Source organism: Marinovum sp. J2-8 (assembly GCF_055808435.1).
In genome coordinates this window covers 1-18421 of record NZ_JBVVRZ010000005.1, presented here as the reverse complement: position 1 = coordinate 18421, position 18421 = coordinate 1, and the positions used below count along the sequence as shown (strand labels likewise).

The following is an 18421-nucleotide window of genomic DNA, read 5'->3' as shown; positions in this document are numbered from 1 at the left end:
AGAAGCACATTTAGCGCTATCACACAACCACTGCCGCCCCGTTTGAGGCAAGGCCGACGTTGTTGCGGAAGGCTTCGAACAATTCGCGGCCGACACCATGGCCATTGCCGGACAAATCGGCCGTGATGGTTTCGCGGCTGTCGAAATCATCGACAAGTGCCTCGATCCGGCCGTTGGTGGCATCGACCCGCACAATGTCGCCATCGCGGAGTTTGGCCAGCGGCCCGCCGTCAGCGGCCTCCGGGCTGATATGGATTGCCGAAGGCACCTTGCCCGAAGCGCCGGACATGCGGCCATCGGTGACAAGGGCGACCTTGTAGCCCCGGTCCTGAAGCACCGCGAGCGTTGGGGTCAGCCCGTGCAATTCCGGCATGCCGTTGGATTTCGGCCCCTGAAAACGTACGACGATCACGGTGTCGCCGGTGAATTCCCCGGCTTTGAAGGCGGCCTTGACCGAATCCTGATCGTGGAACACCCGGCAAGGCGCTTCGACGATATGACGTTCGGGGGCCACGGCCGAGACCTTCATCATGCCATGGCCGAGATTGCCATGCATCTGTTTCAATCCGCCTGTGGGCTGGAACGCGCGGCCCACCGGGCGCAGGATCTTTTCGTTCTGGCTTTCTTTCGAGCCGTCTTCCCAGACCAAAGTGCCATCGCGCAGTTTCGGTTCCTGGGCATAAGCCGCAAGCCCGCCGCCGGCCACGGTGACGGTGTCGTCATGCAGAAGGCCCGCATCCAGCAATTCGCCAATCATGAAGCCAAGCCCGCCAGCGGCGTGAAAATGGTTCACATCCGCCAGACCGTTGGGATAGACCTTGGCCATCAGCGGCACGGTGTTGGAAATGGCGTCGAAATCTTCCAGCGTCAATTCAATCCCGGCGGCACGCGCCATCGCGGGCAGGTGCAGCACAAGGTTGGTGGAGCCGCCGGTCGCCATCAGCCCGACAATGCCATTCACAAAGGCCCGTTCGTCCAGAACGTCACAGACCGGGGTGTAATCATTGCCAAGTGCGGTGATCGACAGCGCCCGTTCGGTCGCGGCATCGGTCAGCGCATCGCGCAGCTCGGTGCCGGGATTGATGAAACTGGTGCCCGGCAGGTGCAGCCCCATGAATTCCATCAGCATCTGGTTGGTGTTGGCGGTGCCATAGAAGGTACAGGTGCCCGGCCCGTGGTAGGAGGCCATTTCGGCCTCCATCAGCTTGTCGCGACCGACTTCGCCGGTGGCAAACTGTTGGCGCACCTTGGCTTTTTGGTCGTTGGGGATGCCGGATGTCATCGGACCTGCCGGAATGAACAGGCCGGGAATATAGCCGAATGTCGCCGCAGCAATGATCAGCCCCGGCACGATCTTGTCGCAGACCCCAAGGTAAACAGCGGCGTCATAGGTATTGTGCGACAGCGACACACCGGTGGCCAATGCAATCACATCGCGTGAGAACAACGACAATTCCATGCCGACCTGGCCCTGTGTGACGCCGTCACACATCGCCGGAACCCCGCCCGAGACCTGGGCTGTGCCACCGGCGCGGCGCGCGGCGGATTTGATCCGCTGGGGGTAGGTCTCAAACGGTTGGTGGGCCGACAACATGTCGTTGTAAGACGTGATGATCCCGAGATTGGGCACCCGACCTTCGGCCAATGCGGCCTTGTCATCGGCATTGGCGGCAAAGGCATGGGCCTGGTTGCCGCAGGTCAAATGACCCCGGCGCGGGCCTTCCTCGGCGGCGCGGCGCATTTTGTCGAGATAGGATGCGCGGCGGGTTTCGGACCGTTTGCGGATACGGTCGGTGACATCGGCGATTGTGGCGTTGAGTGTCATGCTGGCTCCTGTCGGCGTGCATGGAATGGATCACGCCCAGAGACGTGTTAGCGCTAACTTAATTTTCGTATACCCTGTGCGGATGCCCGAAATCAAGTTGTTTCCCCATAGATCGTAACACAGGGTCAGCCTTGGCGCGAGAGGTGGATCGGGGCTTTCCCCGGCGGGCGCAAAGCCCTATCAGGGCGTCATGACAGAGCTTCCCGTGATCCGCATGAAACCGAAATCCAACGTCCGTGCCATTCGACATGGCGCGCCTTGGGTTTTTGCCAACGAAGTTGTGACCGACCGGCGTACGCGGGGCATTGCCCCCGGCGCGCTTGCGGTGCTGGAGGATGCCGACCGCACGCCACTGGCGCTGGTCGCGGCCAATCCGAATTCCAAGATCATCGGCAGGGTGTTGTCGCGTGATCCTGCGGAGGTGGTCGATCAAGCCTGGTTCGAAGCGAAACTGCGCCGGGCGCTGGCCCTGCGGGAGCAGCTTTTTGACACGCCACATTACCGGCTTGTCCATGCCGAGGCGGATGGTCTGCCGGGGTTGGTGATTGACCGCTTTGGCGACACGCTGGTGGTGCAGCCCAATGCCGCCTGGCTGGAGGTGCGGCTGGACGAGCTGACGGCCGCGTTGCAGGTGGTGACCGAGGCGGAAAATGTATTGAAGAACGCCTCTGGGCGCACCCGGTCGCTAGAGGGGCTGGATGACCTGTCTTCTGTTCTGGTGGGCGCAGCCCCCGAAGCGGCGCTGCCGGTGGTGATGAACGGCGCGACCTATCTGGCCGATCTGACCGGCGGGCAGAAAACCGGGTTGTTTTATGATCAACGCATGAACCATTCCTTTGCCAGCCGGCTGGTGGCGCCGGGGGCCGAGGTTCTGGACGTGTTTTCCCATGTCGGTGGCTTTGGTCTGGCGATGTTGGCGGCGGGCGCTGGTCGGGCGACCTGTGTCGATGGGTCTGCGCCGGCGCTTGATCTGGCCAAGGACGGAGCGGCGGCCATGGGGCAGGCGGATCAGCTGGTGATCCGGCAGGGGGATGCGTTTGATGCCCTTGCGGCCTTGGCCGCTGAGGGCGCGACATTTGATGTGGTGATCTGTGATCCACCGGCCTTTGCACCGTCGAAACCGGCGCTTGAGGCCGGGTTGCGGGCCTATGAACGGGTGGCGCGGCTGGCGGCGGCCCTGGTGAAGGACGGCGGGTATCTGGGCCTGTGTTCCTGTTCACATGCGGCGGATCTGAATGCGTTTCGCACGGCCTGTATGCGCGGGATCGGCCGCGCCGGGCGGCAGGGCGCGTTGCTGCACACGGGCTTTGCCGGGCCGGACCATCCGTTGATGCCGCAATTGGCGGAATCGGGGTATCTCAAAGCATTGTTCTATCGCCTATGAAGGTGCTGCTTGACGCCTGTGTGATCTTTCCGACGGTGATGCGCGAGATGCTTTTGGGGGCGGCGGGGCAAGGGGCGTTTACCCCGTTGTGGTCGGCCCGCATTCTGGAGGAATGGGCGCGTTCGACCCGCAAGATCGGCCCCGAGGCCGAGGCGCAAGCCCGGGGCGAGATTGCCATGATGGCCGTGGATTGGCCGGGCGCGGAGGTGGCATGGCCGCCCTCGCTTGAGGCACGGCTGTGGTTGCCGGATGGCAATGACGTGCATGTGCTTGCTGCGGCGATTGCGGGGTCGGCAGATATGATCTGTACCTTGAATGCCAAGGATTTTCCGCGTCAGATCCTGGCGGAAGAGGGGCTTTCGCGTCTGGACCCGGACGGGTTTCTGCATGGAATTTGGCAGGCGCAGCCGGATATGATGGCCCATGTTGCGGATCAGGTTCTGGCCAAGGCCAGGCGGCTGTCGGAGCATGATTGGCAGATGCGGCCCCTGTTGAAAAAGGCACGATTGCCGAGGTTGGCCAAGGCATTGGGCTGAGCCGGACGGGATGTGCCCCGGCGCGCAGTTTCTTTAGCCGTGTTTATGGAAGTTTTCGTCACGCCGTGGCGTGCCGACAGGCCGGGGGGCCAGCCCCCCGGACCCCCCGGGATATTTATGGTCAGATGAAGACCCGGGGCGGATTTGGGTTTGATGGTCGGTGATCTGGATGTTTTATTTCCAGCGACATGCTTTATTTCCAGCGACCTTCCAGTTTTTCCAGTGCCGCAACCCGATCGGCGGTTTTGGGGTGGCTCAACAGCCAGGCCGGGGCTGCACCGCCGCGGCCGGCGGTCAATGCGTCCAGTTTATGGAACAGGCTGATCTGGGCCTGTACGCCGATTCCGGCTTTGGTCAGCAGGGCGGCGGCATAGGCATCCGCTTCGTATTCGTCGGATCGTGACAGGCGGGCGGCCAGGAGCGATGTCAGCATATTGGCGATCCAGACACCAATTCCCGGCAGGAACCGGCTGAGCACCATGCCAAGAGCGGTGCGCAGGGCGTTCTGACCGGAAAAGTCGATCATCCGGCGGCGGGAATGGCCCAGCGCCACATGGCCCAGTTCATGGGCGATCACGCTGGCCAGTTCCTCGCCAGTCACCTCGCCATTGCGGTATTTGCGGTAAAAGCCGCGGGTGATGAAGATCCGCCCGTCTGGCGCGGCCAGCCCGTTGACCGGATCAATTTCATAGATATGCACCCGGATGCGCGGCAAATCGAGCGCCTTGGCCATGCGATTGGTCAGCGCCATCAGGCCGGGATCGGCCAGTTCGGTTGATTTCTGGTCCAACTCCTTGCGGGTGCGCCAGGCCGAGAAATGGTACATCGCCAATGCGTAGAGGATGGCCAGGAGGATTGGGGTGAATTTCAACATGCCCTAGATATGGGGCACCGGGCGGGGCTGGACAAGTTGCCACATGGGACGGGCTGTGAACTTTGGTCATGGTGAGGTCAGTGCAGGCAATTTCGGGTATCGGGTCATGAATTTCGTCTTGTTCACTGCCGCCGGGCTATCGCTGCTGTGGTGTTTGGTTCATTTTTTTGTTGGAGGGCGGGATGTTGCCAGGCCGCTGCGCGCGGATCAGAGCCTTGATCCGATGGTGCGCGACGTTTTGTGGTTTTGTTGGCACATTGTGAGCGTGGTCTTGTTGTTGATGGCGGTGTTCTTTGGTCTTGATGCGGTTGGGCTGACCCAAGGGTTGGCATTGGCGGCGACCCTGTTGTCACTGGGCATCATGATGTTGGGCATTCTGAGCGTGCCGATGATTGGGCAAAGCTACCGCGTGGTGCCGCAGGGGTGGCTTTTTGTGCCGACAACTGTGCTTGGGGTTTGGGGTTTGCTGGGCTGAGACCGGGCGACATGGCGTTTCTGTCAGACCGTCAGCATCAAACAGAGTGATCCGGATTTGGCGCGAACGCCTTAGTTCGGGGTTGGGCGGTCGCGCCGCGTCTTGCGCAGTCGCGACCGCAGCAACAGGCCAAACAACAGGGCCACCGCCGCCGCCGCCAGAAAACCGGTCGCATTGGAGGCCACATTGGCCACCATCGTCAATTGATCGGCAAAGACATAGCCAAGCCCGATATAGGCAGAGACCCAGATCGCCTCTCCGGCCGCGTCCCAGATGGTGAACCGCAGCCATTTCAAACCGGTCGCCCCGGCAATCAGGTTCACATAGGGCCCCAGCGGTGCCACCAGCCAGGTCGAGAAAAACACGCCGATTTCGCCCTGACGGGCCACCAGATCGCGGGCTTTTTGCAAGGTGCGGCCTTGTTTCGGCCAGCGCGCCGCCAGACGGTCCAGCGTGGTCGCGGCCATACGGCCAATGCGAAACCCGGCCTGATCGCCAAGCACCGCCCCGATCCAGGCCGCCGCAAGGGTATTGCCGAGGTCAAGATCACCTGCCGCCACAAAGGCTCCGCCCGCCAGCATCAGCAGCGACGTCGGGATTGGCACCAGCAGGCAGGACAGAAAACAGGCGACGGCAAGAAGCCAGACACCATAGTCCGCCACCAGCTGGAACAATGTGTCGCTCACGGGCGGCGGGCCTCGCGTTCGGCGCGATGGGCCAGAATGGCCGCCATGATCCGCGCCACAAGCGCATCCAGCGTTTCGCCGCGGTTTTCGGCCATCTGATGCAGGGTCACCCGTGGGCCGCCCGGTTCAAGCCCCATGACATCGGCGACGACCTTGGGCGGGACGGCCCAGGAATGGGCGACATAGCGCGGGGTCATCCAGCCTTCGATGTCCTGATTGCGGTGGGCGGGATCATTCCAATAGATCCAGAACGATACGGTGCGCAGGGCAAAGAACAACATCACAGCCAGGGCCAACGCGAACCCGGTGACCAACAGGCGATTGTCGCGCCAGAACTGCTTCAGATCGTTGCCTTTGCTGCTCATCTGATCAACGTCTTCATGCCGCGTTCCAGGCCCTGCAATGTCAGCGGCACCATCGCATCGGCGAAAATTTCACGGATCATGGCGATGGATTGCGTGTAGTCCCAATGGTTTTCCGGCACCGGATTGATCCAGAGATTGCTGGGCCATTGGTCGCGCGCACGGTTGAGCCAGACCGTGCCGGCCTCTTCGTTCCAATGTTCGTTGGCGCCGCCGGCATAGGCGATTTCATAAGGCGACATCGACGCATCACCGACAAAGATGCATTTGTAATCAGATCCATAGGTGCGCAGAACCTCCCAGGTGGGGGTCACCTCGGACCAGCGGCGTGCATTGTCGCGCCACACGCCTTCGTACAGGCAATTGTGGAAGTAGTAATATTCCAGATGTTTGAATTCGCTGCGCGCGGCGGAAAACAATTCCTCGACCACGCGAATATGGGCATCCATCGAGCCGCCGACATCCAGGAACAGCACAACCTTGATCGCATTGTGGCGTTCGGGGCGGGTTTTCACATCCAGATAGCCATTTTCGGCCGTCGCGCGAATGGTGCCGTCCAGATCCAATTCATCGGCCGCGCCGGTGCGGGCCCAGCTGCGCAGGCGTTTCAGCGCGACCTTGATATTGCGGGTGCCCAGTTCGACCTGATCGTCGAGATTGCGAAATTCGCGTTTGTCCCAGACCTTGACCGCGCGCTGATGGCGGCTTTGGTCCTGACCGATGCGCACGCCTTCGGGATTATAGCCATTGGCGCCAAAAGGTGAGGTGCCGGCAGTGCCAATCCATTTGTTGCCGCCCTGATGGCGGCCCTTTTGTTCCTCAAGCCGCTGTTTCAGCGTTTCCATCAGCTTGTCAAAGCCGCCCAGGGCCTCGATTTCGGCCATTTCCTCGGGCGACAGGGTCTTTTCCGCCATCTTGCGGAGCCATTCTTCGGGCAGATCCACCGCGTTCAGCACATCCTGCGCGCTGATGGCCTCCAACCCTTTGAAGCTTTGCGCAAATGCCCGGTCAAATTTGTCGAGGTTGCGTTCGTCTTTGACCATGGCGCTGCGGGCCAGGTAGTAAAACGCATCCGCGTCATAGGTCGCCAATCCGGCGGACATGCCTTCGAGAAACGCCAGATATTCGCGCAGGGACACAGGGATGCCCGTCGCGCGCAGGGTTTCGAAGAAGGGCACAAACATTGCGCGGCCCTCAGATGGACAGGCGATGAATGACCAATGTGGCGAGCAGACCGCCAAGGGCAAAGATCAAGGCATAGATGCCGACATATTGTATAATGTCGAGCCGCTTGCCGCCGCGCCGTTTGGCGATTGTGCCGCCGATAATGCCACCGATGACAGCGCCCAAGAATACCAACATCCGCTTTGCCCTTTTGTTCACGTCTGACGCAGCGGCGGGCGGGATGGCCCTAGCCTCTGCGGCCTTTGAGCGGGCTGAGTGAAGAGATTTCGCGCAGTTTCGCACGTACCGCCCAATCCGCGCCAAAGCCGTAGCGCGCCCAACCGAGAGAGTCCATGCGGACCTCGCGTGCTTCGGACACCCGGCCCATCAGATCGAGCGATTTTGCGCGCAACATCATCAGGGTGCTGAGCAGCGCCGCGTTTTCGTGGCGGGCGGCGGTGTCGATATGCGGCCCGATCAACAGCATGGCTCGTTCGGGGTTGTTGCGCGCCAGTTCCAGCGCGGCCAATTGCGACGCGGCATAGGCCTGATGCAACTCGGCCGAGGGGGAATATTCATAGAATCGTTTGGCCGCTTCGAATTCGGCCCGTGCCTGATCGGGATCGCTGTGCAACAGGATGCGGCCCATGGCGTAATGCGAAAATGCCCGGCGGTGGTCGTTCCAGCCCATGGCAGAGGCGACTTTCAACGCCTCAAGCGCCGATCTGCGGCGTTGCGCATGTTTTGTGCCGGGGCCAAGCGCGGTTTGGATGGCTTCGATCCAGACCCGCGGCGTGTCAGAGGTGGGGTGCGGCGCGATGCCCTGACCCTGTGGGTTGATCCGGGCCAGAATGCCGGGAATGCGCCGGGCCACTTCGGCGCGGCTCATGCCGGAATGCAGCTCGCGGTCATAGGTGGCGCGCAGCACCAACATGTCGAACCCGGTCAGAACCGTGTGCACATTGTCGTCGTTGAACACCGAATCCGACAGACGATAGAGGTCATTCAACGGTCCCAGCGATTGCGCCAGTTCTTCGTGCAGGCAATCGCGCATTTCCTGTGGCGTGCTGTCGTTGGGAATGAAGATCGCGATCTTTTCGCGGCGCTTCACCTGGGCCCAGTTCAACAAGGCGCTGCGGCGCAGGCGTTTGTATTCGGCCAGCGAACTGACATTCGGCACCACAAAACAGGCGGCCATCGGCAGGGCGCGGCGGATTTCGCCAGAGCTGACGGCGTGGATCGTGATCCGGGCGTCCTGATTTGGGGCAACCTGCTGGATGTCGATGGCCGCTTCGCTGCGCAGCCGATGCACCAGACGTTTCAGATCGCGGTCGAGCTGCGCTGGCGCATCGCCGGTCACGCGCACCGCAATCGGGCCTTCAAACCGCGAAAAGCTCGGCAGGGGCAGGCCGCTTTCCAGTTTGAATGTCAGATCCATGAAATCGCGTGCGGTGTCGGCATTGGACCGCCGCACCGGGGTGGGGCGCGGGACGGAAAAGGTTTTCATCACCGGCAGGGTGGTGTCCATGCTGGCCGCGCGGGTTGGGGTGTCTGGATTGGCGACCGGCATACAGGCGCCGAGCATAAGACAAAATGGGATCAAAAGTCGGCGTGGCATGCGCATGGCTCAGGCTCTCTGGTATTTGATGAAGGGGGTCAACACGCCGATGCGGTCATAAAGATCGCGCGCCGTGTGGTTGAACTCCTGAGTGAGCCAATAAACATTTGGGGCCTGTGCCTGATCTGCGGCGTCATAAACCGCTTCCATCAGCTTGCGACCGATTCCATGCCCGCGAAGATCGGGCACAGCATAGAGGTCTTGCAGATAACAGACCTCTTCCTGTTTCCAGCCATGACGGTGGAACAGAAAATGTGTCAGACCAACAAGACGGCCATCCACTTCGGCAACAAGGGCATTGAAATCGCGCGGATCAGTTCCCAGCAAACGTTCGAACGTGCTGTCATAGATCGCCGCATCCAACTCGGTCTCGTAAAACGCCAGATACTGCCGCCACAACTCTTGCCATTGGGCTTTGTCGTCGGCGATCAGCTTGCGAATTGCGATCGTGAGTTTGGGTGTCTCGTTGGACATCGTATTTTTTCTGCCTGCTCTCTCAGATGCCTTAAGACATCCTTCATGGCTTTGTCGTCTTTACGGTGAGTATAGGGCAATGTTGTGAATTTCTAAGTCGCAATTTCGCCCGGTTTCCCGGGCGGGCGAAAGCGTTGCAATTCAGCCGAATCAAGGGGTTGGCTTGTGGAAGGGTGTGCCAGATGCCACCAGATGTTGCGCGGATGTACAGGCCGTGCCTGACGCGGTTTTGACCTGCGTCAGGCGTTTTCATTTGTGATGCGCCTCACAAGTATTCCGCGATACGCGAAAATTTTCAACGGCCCCGGCACAAAATGCCCCGGCACCAAATGCCCTGACCCGAAGGTTACGCGCAAAAGGTTCAGCGCGATCGGCGCGCCATGAAGGCCAGCCGTTCAAACAGATGCACATCCTGTTCGTTTTTCAACAGCGCACCATGAAGCCGGGGCAGGGCATTGGCACCGTCCCGTGCCAGATCCTCGGCTGTCAGATCCTCTGCCAGGAGCAGCTTCAACCAATCCAGCACTTCGGATGTCGATGGTTTTTTCTTCAATCCCGTTTGCTCGCGCAGCTCATAGAACTGGGTCAATGCCGTGGTCAGCAGCGCGTCTTTGATGCCGGGGTGATGGACCTCGACGATCTTGCGCATGGTGTCCGGGTCGGGGAACCGAATGTAGTGAAAGAAGCAGCGCCGCAAAAAGGCGTCTGGCAGTTCTTTTTCATTGTTGGACGTGATGATCACGATCGGGCGCAGGGCGGCCTTGACCGTTTCGCCGGTCTCGTAGACGTGGAATTCCATCTTGTCGAGTTCCTGCAAAAGATCATTGGGGAACTCGATGTCGGCCTTGTCGATCTCGTCGATCAACAGCACCACTTTCTTGTCCGATTCAAACGCCTGCCACAGCTTGCCCTTGCGGATGTAATTGCGCACGTCATGCACGCGTTCATCGCCCAGCTGGCTGTCGCGCAGGCGTGACACGGCATCATATTCATACAGGCCCTGTTGCGCCTTGGTGGTGGATTTGATGTTCCATTCCAGCATCTCCAGCCCCAGCGCATCCGCCACCTGCCGGGCCAGTTCGGTCTTGCCGGTGCCCGGTTCCCCCTTGACCAGAAGCGGTCTTTCCAATGTGACGGCGGCGTTCACGGCCACAGTCAAATCGTCGGTTGCGACATAGCTCTCGGTGCCCTGAAATTTCATCTTTGATCCTTGATCTCTGGTTTGCTGGCGACCCTAGCGACCGCTTTAATTCGCGGCAATACAGCGCTTTGTGTAGTGACATTCCCGTGTACAGGGTTTAATCGGTGCCCGCAGGGGTACCCAGCCAAAAGGAGTTACATCGTGATAGGTTCTGAGGCTGGAAATAAAGAGGGAGCGGATATGAAACAGGAAGCGTTTCTGCCCGACGATTACCGTCCCGCTGAGGACGAACCATTTATGAATGATCGCCAGCTTGAATATTTTCGACGCAAGCTGAACACCTGGAAAAATGACCTGATGGCCGAAACCCGCGACACGCTCGAGGGGCTTCAGGACAGCACGCGCAATATTCCCGATGTGGCCGATCGCGCCAGCGAAGAGACCGACCGCGCGCTGGAATTGCGCACCCGGGACCGTCAACGCAAGCTGGTGGCCAAGATCAATGCCGCGCTGCGCCGTATTGACGAAGGCGAATATGGCTATTGCGAAGTGACCGGCGAGCCGATCTCGCTCAAACGTCTGGATGCACGGCCCATCGCCACGATGAGCCTTGAGGCACAGGAACGTCACGAGCGCCGCGAAAAGGTGCATCGCGACGATTGATGATCTTTTGGATCGTCATTGATTTGAGAATTGCAAAACGCCGGGGCCAATGCTCCGGCGTTTTGCGTATGATCGGACGAAATGCGGTATTTGGGGAAATGAGGCCTTAACAATGTTGCTTGGACGGGAAACGCTTGTTGTGGGGGGCGGAATTGGCGGTCTGACGGCGGCGCTATGTCTGGCGGCGCGCGGTGCACAGGTCACGGTTCTGGAACAGGCCAAACAGATTGCCGAGGTTGGCGCCGGGTTGCAGATCAGCCCCAATGGGCTGCGGGTGCTTGAGGCGCTGGGTCTGACCGAGGCGCTGGCGGCCCGGTCGATGCGCGGCCACATGGTGCATCTGCGCGATTTTGCGGATGGGGCCACCGTGGCGCAGCTGGATCTTGACCTTTTGCCGCCGGATCAGCGGTATCATTTTGTGCATCGCGCGGATCTGATTGATCTGTTGCTTGACGCAGCACGTGACCGGGGTATCGCCATAGAGCTGGGACAGCAGGTCACGCAGATCACACCCGGTGCGCGCCCGGTGGTGACGCTGGCTGGGGATGTGGATCGCACTGCGGATCTGGTGGTTGGTGCGGATGGGCTGCATTCCAGATTGCGTGATGCGCTGATTGGCGCGGCCAAGCCGCAGTTCAGCGGTCAGGTTGTCTGGCGCGCCATTATTCCCAATGTGACCGGCCAAGGAGCAGAGGTGCAGGTGCATATGGGGCCGGGGTGTCATCTGGTGTGTTACCCGCTGCGCGACGGATCTGTGCTGAACCTTGTGGCCGCCCAGGAGCGCGGGACATGGGCCGAAGAGGGCTGGCATCACCGCGACGACCCAGAGAATTTGCGCGCCGCGTTTGCGGGGTTTTCCGGGCCGGTGCCGCCCATGTTGGCCGCAGTGGACGAGGTGCATCTTTGGGGGCTGTTTCGTCATGCGGTTGCGCCGCGCTGGGTCGGGGGGCATTGCGCATTGGTTGGGGATGCGGCCCATCCGACGCTGCCGTTTTTGGCACAGGGCGCGAATATGGCGCTGGAGGATGGCTGGGCATTGGCGGCGTCACTGGCGGGGCATGATACAGCCCAGTCCGGTCTCGCAGCCTATCAGGCGGCGCGGCATGCCCGGTGCCAGCGGATTGTGGCGGCGGCCAATGGCAATGCCTGGAAATATCATCTGCGCCCCGGTCCGCTGCGATTGGCGGCGCATACGGCGTTGCGATTGGGATCGCGCTTCGCGCCCGGGCGGTTGCTGCGCCAGTTTGATTGGCTTTACGGATTTGATGTCACGAAGTGACGTTCCCGATTGGCGGCGCTGGTTGCTTTGGCTGGTTGCTCTGGCTGGTCAATGCAACCGGGTGAGGGTGCAAAAGTCAAAGACGCCGGGCAAAATGCCGGCGTCTTTTTTGTCTGCAATCAGGGGCTTGTTCACCCCCGGATCTATTCCACCACAAGCGGTTTGCGCGCGATGACCCGTCGACCGGTCTCGACCACATACCGCAGCTCATAGGCGCCGGGGGCTTCGGGTAATTTCAGCACCATCGGGCTGTCTTCGCTGGTGCGTTGATAGCTTTCATATTCATTGTCCGACGATTGCGCGCGGGCGATGGAAATATAATCGCCTTTGAAATCCGGGCCTTGCCAATAGATCGCGAAATTGCCGCCAGCGGGGCCTGTGTCTGCGGCGCGCAGCTCTGCTGTCACCTCGGTCAGGACAATCTCTTGTTGGGCCAGGACCGATTTGCCGTTGCTGGCCGCCACATACCGCACCTCATAGGTGCCCGGCACCGATGGGGTTTGCAGCAGCAGCGGGTTGCCATTGCGGGTGTAGCTGTAAAAGTCATAACCGCTATCGCCCGGGCGCGAGATCTGGACATAATCCTGATCATAGGCGGGACCGTCCCAGGTCACGACGATCCGGCTGCCCGCTGGTGCGGCTTCGGGAATGTCGAGCGTGGCCTGAACATCCGCAACCTCGATGGGTTGCGACGCCAGCATCTTGCGATCCTGTCCCATGATATAGCGCAGCTCGTATTGTCCGGGCACCAGCGGCATGGTCACGCTGAGCGGCGATCCCTTGCGGGTATAGGTATAGGCCTCATATCCGTCATCGCCGGGGCGGGCGACAGAGATGTAGTCGTTCTTGTAATCCGGTCCGGTCCAGTCGATCGACACATCTTCACCCGCGGCTGCGGTGGCCGGTGCGGCCAGCGTGGCGTTGATATCCAACACCTCGATGGTCCGGGTCGCCAGTACCGTGCGGTCCTGTGACATCACATAACGCAGCTCATAGGTTCCCGGCACCGACGGCATCAGAAGCTGCCCGGGCGTGCCCTTGCGGGTATAGACATAGGTTTCATATCCTTTGTCTTCGGGACGGGCGACCGAGATGTAATCGTTTTGATAATCCGGCCCGGTCCATTCCACCGGCAGGGTCGATCCCGCCAGGGCGCTGTCCGGCGCCGCCAATGTTGCGGCAACTTCGGTCACGGTGATTTTCTGCGTCGCCAGAACGGTGCGGTCCTGCGACATCACATAACGCAGCTCATAGTCACCCGGCACCGATGGCATCAGAAGCTGCGCCGGATCGCCCTTGCGGGTGTAGGCATAGTTTTCATAGCCATTGTCGTCGGGCCGCGCGACTGCGATGTAATCATTGGCATAATCCGGGCCTTCCCATGTGACGGGCAGGGTTGCACCGGCAGGCGCGCTGTCATCGGCCATCACGCTGGCGGGGGCTTCGGTCACGGTAATGGCGCGGGTTGCCAGCGTCTTGCGCCCATCCGCCAGAACATACCGCAGCTCGTATTGTCCCGGCACCGGCGGCATTACCAGCTGGCCCGGAGTGCCCTTGGCGGTATAGACATAATTCACGTATCCATTGTCATCGGGGCGCGACACGGAAATATAGTCGCTTTTGGCGTTCGGCCCTTGCCAGTCGACGGGGATCGTCGCCCCCGCCACCGCGCTGTCGGCGGCGTCAAGGCTGGCCGCAGGCAAGAGCGTCGGCAATACCAAAGCCACGGTCTGGTCCTGCATGGCAGAGGTGAATGTCATTTCGGCGCTGGCCTCATCCTCGGGGCGCAATACGGTCACGCGGTATTCACCGGGCAGGAGGTCGGCCGCAACGCTGGCGCCGCGTTCAAATTCGAAAATTGGGCCATCCGCCCCGGTCAGGTTCCAGATCAACGGCGTGCTGATCGGCGGGGTGTTGTCGCCTTCGGTTGCGACAAAGGTCACGGTGACGGCAACCGGCTCTGGTTCCGGGGCGACCACAACCTCTGTCAGGGCTGTGCCCAACTCACCGGCATCCGAAGCGGACAGGAACCGACCCCCGGTCTCATCCGCCAGACATTGCATCTGTTTGATCGCCTCTGGGTCAGAGACGTCAAATCCAACCACATGCGCGGTGAAATCAACGCCGGTTTCTTCCAGCACGCGGGCGGCGGCGCAAGGATCGGGGTGACAGGTTTCAATCCCGTCAGACACAAGGATCACCGTCGCCGGTTGATCGGTATAGCGCAGCGCCTCGGCGGCGGCGACAACCGCATCGGTCATCGGGGTCTTGCCGCGCGGCTTGATCGCGTTCACGGCGTCGGAAATCGCATCACGCGTGCCAATTCCCGGCGACACAAGGGTTTCGATATCGGTGCAATCACCTTCGGTGCGGTGTCCATATGCGGTCAGGCCCAATTCCTGATTTTCCGGCAGCGCCACCAACAGATCGCCCATCACATCCTGGGCAATCGTAATCTTGGCCGCGCCATCAATCTGGCCCCACATCGACCCGGATGCATCCAGAACAAGGATGGTGCGCGCACGTTCCTGTGCGGTCAAAAGGCCGGGCAGGCCCAATAATACGACGATACATATGCGAAGAAAATTCATTTGGGCCCCCAAAGATCCATCAATGGCGCAATCCTTGCGCATCGCCCGGCGCGTGATCAACGGCGGAATTCCCTACCTTGGGGAATGTTCGCTTTGTGTTCTCACTTTTTGATTGGCCATCCGGGATGCATCAACTATGTCTTACCGCATGTCTGCAGAGGTGGTTCATGGCCGAGTTGAAATATATCGAAGTGCGCGGTGCGCGCGAACATAACCTGAAGGGGATCGACGTCGATATTCCCCGGGACCAGCTTGTGGTGATCACCGGCCTGTCCGGGTCTGGCAAGTCCTCTTTGGCGTTTGATACCATCTATGCCGAGGGTCAGCGGCGCTATGTGGAATCGCTTTCGGCCTATGCGCGGCAGTTTCTGGATATGATGGAAAAGCCGGATGTGGACCATATTTCCGGTCTGTCGCCCGCAATTTCCATCGAACAGAAAACCACGTCGAAAAACCCGCGTTCGACCGTCGGCACAGTGACCGAAATCTATGATTATATGCGGCTGTTGTTTGCGCGTGCCGGTACGCCCTACAGCCCCGCAACGGGCAAGCCGATCGAGGCGCAGCAGGTGCAGGATATGGTCGATCGGGTCATGGCGCTGGAGGAGGGCACGCGCGGCTATCTCCTCGCGCCGATCATTCGCGACCGCAAAGGCGAATATCGCAAGGAATTCATGGAGCTGCGCAAGCAGGGATTCCAACGGGTCAAGGTGGATGGCGCGTTTTACGAGCTGGATGAACCGCCGAAACTGGACAAGAAATACCGCCATGACATCGACGTTGTCGTTGACCGGATCGTGGTGCGCGAAGGGCTGGAAACCCGGCTGGCCGACAGTTTCCGCACCGCGCTGGATCTGGCGGATGGGATCACCGTTCTGGAAACCGCACCAAGCGAAGGTGAACCGGAACGCATTACATTTTCCGAGAATTTTGCCTGTCCGGTCAGTGGTTTCACCATTCCCGAAATCGAACCGCGGTTGTTTTCCTTTAACGCGCCATTCGGGGCCTGCCCGGAATGTGACGGGTTGGGGGTCGAACTGTTTTTCGACGAACGCCTTGTGGTGCCGGATGCCACGCTGAAAATCTATGACGGCGCGCTGGCGCCCTGGCGCAAGGGCAAGTCACCTTATTTCCTGCAGACCATCGAAGCGCTGGCCAAGCATTACGAATTCGACAAGAACACCCGTTGGAAAGATCTGCCCGCGCATGTGCAGCAGGTGTTTCTTTATGGGTCCGGCGACGAGGAAATCGAATTCCGTTACGACGAAGGTGGCCGCGTTTATCAGATCTCGCGCGTGTTCGAAGGCGTCATTCCCAATATGGAACGTCGTTACCGGGAAACGGATTCCAACTGGATCCGTGAGGAATTCGAACGCTACCAGAACAACCGCCATTGTCATGCCTGCGACGGCTATCGTCTGCGCCCCGAGGCGCTGGCGGTCAAGATCGGTTCTGGCGATCACCTGTTGCACGTCGGCCAGGTTGTCCAGATGTCGATCCGCGAGGCTTTTGACTGGTGTCAATCGGTGCCGGAGAGCCTGACGCAACAGAAGAACGAAATCGCCCGCGCCATCCTCAAGGAAATTCGCGAGCGGCTGGGGTTCTTGAACAATGTCGGTCTTGAATATCTGACCCTGTCGCGCAATTCCGGCACCTTGTCGGGCGGCGAGAGTCAGCGGATCAGGCTGGCGAGCCAGATCGGCTCGGGCCTGACCGGTGTGCTTTATGTGCTGGATGAACCGTCAATCGGCCTGCACCAGCGCGACAATGATCGCCTGCTTGGCACGCTGAAAAACCTGCGTGATCAGGGCAATACCGTGATTGTCGTCGAACACGACGAAGAGGCGATCCGCGAAGCCGATTATGTTTTTGACATCGGCCCCGGCGCGGGTGTGCACGGCGGACAGGTGGTGTCGCACGGCGTCCCGGCCAAGGTTGCCGCCGATCCCAAATCCCTGACCGGTCAATATCTGTCCGGCAAACGCGAAATTTCGGTGCCGACGGAACGTCGTGAGGGCAACGGAAAATCGGTGACTGTGGTCAAGGCCACGGGCAACAACCTGAAAAAGGTCACGGCCGAATTCCCGCTGGGCAAGTTTGTCTGTGTCGCTGGCGTGTCCGGCGGCGGCAAATCCACGCTGACAATCGAGACATTGTTCAAAACCGCCTCGATGCGTCTGAACGGCGCGCGCCAGACCCCGGCACCCTGCGAAACTATCAAGGGGCTGGAGCATCTGGACAAGGTCATCGACATTGACCAACGCCCGATTGGGCGAACGCCGCGATCTAATCCAGCGACTTACACCGGGGCCTTCACCCCGATCCGTGACTGGTTTGCCGGCCTGCCTGAATCCAAGGCGCGCGGTTACAAACCTGGCCGCTTCAGTTTCAACGTCAAGGGCGGGCGCTGCGAGGCCTGTCAGGGTGACGGTGTCATCAAGATCGAGATGCATTTCCTGCCGGACGTGTATGTCGAATGCGAGACCTGCAAAGGCGCGCGCTACAACCGCGAAACGCTTGAAATTCGCTTTAAGGGCAAGAGTATAGCTGACGTTCTTGATATGACAGTTGAAGAGGCGCAGGAGTTTTTCAAAGCCGTGCCGTCGATCCGTGACAAGATGGATGCGTTGATGCGGGTCGGTCTGAGTTACATCAAGGTCGGCCAGCAGGCGACAACCCTGTCAGGGGGCGAGGCGCAGCGCGTGAAACTGTCCAAGGAATTGGCAAAACGCTCGACCGGGCGCACGCTCTATATCCTTGACGAGCCGACCACCGGACTGCATTTCGAAGACGTGCGCAAGCTGTTGGAAGTGCTGCATGAATTGGTCGATCAGGGCAATTCCGTGGTGGTGATTGAGCATAACCTCGATGTGATCAAAACCGCTGACTGGATCATCGACATCGGTCCCGAAGGCGGCGATGGCGGCGGCAAAATCGTCGCCAAGGGCACGCCGGAAAAGGTGGCCAAGGTCAAGGCCAGCCACACCGGTCATTACCTCGCGCCGATGTTGAAACCGCGCAAGGTTGCGGCGGAATAGACCAATTGGGGCGACATGCCGTTGGTTATGTCGCCCGATCCACAAAGCTGAGCGCGTCCTGGCCAAGGGGCATCAACATGCGCGACACGCGCAGGGCTTTGAGGCTGCGCAGCACGTCATGCCATTGCGGAGAGTGATCCTTGTCGATGATCGCGGCCCGGATACCTTCGAGGAAATCGCCATGTTCCATGGCCCGCGCGGTATAACGATATTCGCCGTCCAATGCGCGGTGGATGGTGGCGGCGGGACCGCGTAGCCGGTGGATCAGCTCCAATGTGGCGGCCATGGCCAGCGGGCTGTTGCGTTCCATC

General features: G+C 60.3%; 17 protein-coding genes. 6 read left to right on the top strand and 11 right to left on the bottom strand.

The features are described from left to right. Nucleotides 1-19 precede the first annotated feature (19 nt). Nucleotides 20-1825: a phosphogluconate dehydratase gene (gene edd, locus AC0L4F_RS15280; protein ID WP_244689789.1), complete on the bottom strand. Its 1806-nt coding sequence runs from the start codon at nt 1823-1825 to the stop codon at nt 20-22. Nucleotides 1826-2015: 190 nt separating this feature from the next. Here edd and AC0L4F_RS15275 point away from each other — a divergent pair, with 190 nt between their 5' ends. Both AC0L4F_RS15275 and AC0L4F_RS15270 read left to right on the top strand, forming a co-directional pair. Next, complete coding sequence (locus AC0L4F_RS15275) at nt 2016-3209, top strand: RSP_2647 family RNA methyltransferase (protein WP_244689787.1); 1194 nt, start codon at nt 2016-2018, stop codon at nt 3207-3209. After that, on the top strand, nt 3206-3745 hold the full coding sequence (locus AC0L4F_RS15270) for an RSP_2648 family PIN domain-containing protein (protein WP_244689785.1): 540 nt from the start codon (nt 3206-3208) through the stop codon (nt 3743-3745). Before AC0L4F_RS15275 ends, AC0L4F_RS15270 begins: the two co-directional genes overlap by 4 nt. Before the next feature lie 193 nt (nt 3746-3938). Here AC0L4F_RS15270 and AC0L4F_RS15265 read toward each other — a convergent pair whose 3' ends face one another. Further along, the gene (locus AC0L4F_RS15265; RefSeq protein WP_244689783.1) at nt 3939-4619 is read right to left on the bottom strand and encodes a M48 family metalloprotease; all 681 of its coding nucleotides are present in this window, start codon (nt 4617-4619) and stop codon (nt 3939-3941) included. 43 nt (nt 4620-4662) lie between these two features. On the opposite strand from AC0L4F_RS15265, the gene AC0L4F_RS15260 reads away from it, so the two are divergent. Next, complete coding sequence (locus tag AC0L4F_RS15260) at nt 4663-5094, top strand: hypothetical protein (protein ID WP_244689780.1); 432 nt, start codon at nt 4663-4665, stop codon at nt 5092-5094. A gap of 71 nt (nt 5095-5165) precedes the next feature. On the opposite strand, the gene AC0L4F_RS15255 is transcribed toward AC0L4F_RS15260, so the two are convergent. The 7 genes from AC0L4F_RS15255 to AC0L4F_RS15225 form a co-directional block, all read right to left on the bottom strand. Next, a complete protein-coding gene (locus tag AC0L4F_RS15255) occupies nt 5166-5780 on the bottom strand; it encodes a DedA family protein (RefSeq protein WP_244689777.1) in 615 nt (204 codons plus the stop codon). Then, a complete protein-coding gene (locus tag AC0L4F_RS15250) occupies nt 5777-6145 on the bottom strand; it encodes a hypothetical protein (protein ID WP_244689775.1) in 369 nt (122 codons plus the stop codon). Before AC0L4F_RS15250 ends, AC0L4F_RS15255 begins: the two co-directional genes overlap by 4 nt. Then, nucleotides 6142-7326: a vWA domain-containing protein gene (locus AC0L4F_RS15245; protein ID WP_244689773.1), complete on the bottom strand. Its 1185-nt coding sequence runs from the start codon at nt 7324-7326 to the stop codon at nt 6142-6144. Before AC0L4F_RS15245 ends, AC0L4F_RS15250 begins: the two co-directional genes overlap by 4 nt. Nucleotides 7327-7336: 10 nt before the next feature. Continuing rightward, the gene (locus AC0L4F_RS15240; protein WP_244689770.1) at nt 7337-7504 is read right to left on the bottom strand and encodes a hypothetical protein; all 168 of its coding nucleotides are present in this window, start codon (nt 7502-7504) and stop codon (nt 7337-7339) included. Nucleotides 7505-7553: 49 nt separating this feature from the next. Next, a complete protein-coding gene (locus tag AC0L4F_RS15235) occupies nt 7554-8924 on the bottom strand; it encodes a DUF2927 domain-containing protein (protein WP_473446640.1) in 1371 nt (456 codons plus the stop codon). A 9-nt stretch (nt 8925-8933) separates the two neighbouring features. Further along, nucleotides 8934-9398 carry a GNAT family N-acetyltransferase gene (locus AC0L4F_RS15230; RefSeq protein ID WP_244689766.1) on the bottom strand — a complete coding sequence of 155 codons (465 nt, stop codon included), beginning with the start codon at nt 9396-9398 and terminating at the stop codon, nt 8934-8936. A 361-nt stretch (nt 9399-9759) separates the two neighbouring features. After that, nucleotides 9760-10599, bottom strand: coding sequence for an AAA family ATPase (locus AC0L4F_RS15225; RefSeq protein WP_244689764.1), 840 nt, complete (start codon nt 10597-10599; stop codon nt 9760-9762). A 180-nt stretch (nt 10600-10779) separates the two neighbouring features. Here AC0L4F_RS15225 and dksA point away from each other — a divergent pair, with 180 nt between their 5' ends. Further along, the gene (gene dksA, locus AC0L4F_RS15220; protein ID WP_244689762.1) at nt 10780-11202 is read left to right on the top strand and encodes an RNA polymerase-binding protein DksA; all 423 of its coding nucleotides are present in this window, start codon (nt 10780-10782) and stop codon (nt 11200-11202) included. Nucleotides 11203-11314: 112 nt separating this feature from the next. After that, a complete protein-coding gene (locus tag AC0L4F_RS15215; RefSeq protein WP_244689760.1) occupies nt 11315-12481 on the top strand; it encodes an FAD-dependent oxidoreductase in 1167 nt (388 codons plus the stop codon). Nucleotides 12482-12624: 143 nt separating this feature from the next. Here AC0L4F_RS15215 and AC0L4F_RS15210 read toward each other — a convergent pair whose 3' ends face one another. Beyond that, entirely contained in the window at nt 12625-15072 is a 2448-nt protein-coding gene (locus AC0L4F_RS15210) for a vWA domain-containing protein (RefSeq protein ID WP_244689758.1), read from the bottom strand. Nucleotides 15073-15239: 167 nt separating this feature from the next. On the opposite strand from AC0L4F_RS15210, the gene uvrA reads away from it, so the two are divergent. Beyond that, on the top strand, nt 15240-18110 hold the full coding sequence (gene uvrA, locus AC0L4F_RS15205; protein ID WP_244689756.1) for an excinuclease ABC subunit UvrA: 2871 nt from the start codon (nt 15240-15242) through the stop codon (nt 18108-18110). 25 nt (nt 18111-18135) lie between these two features. Here the strand turns inward: uvrA and AC0L4F_RS15200 are convergent. Next, nucleotides 18136-18421 (bottom strand): enoyl-CoA hydratase/isomerase family protein (locus tag AC0L4F_RS15200; protein ID WP_244689754.1); only part of this gene is annotated, 286 nt, incomplete at its 5' end.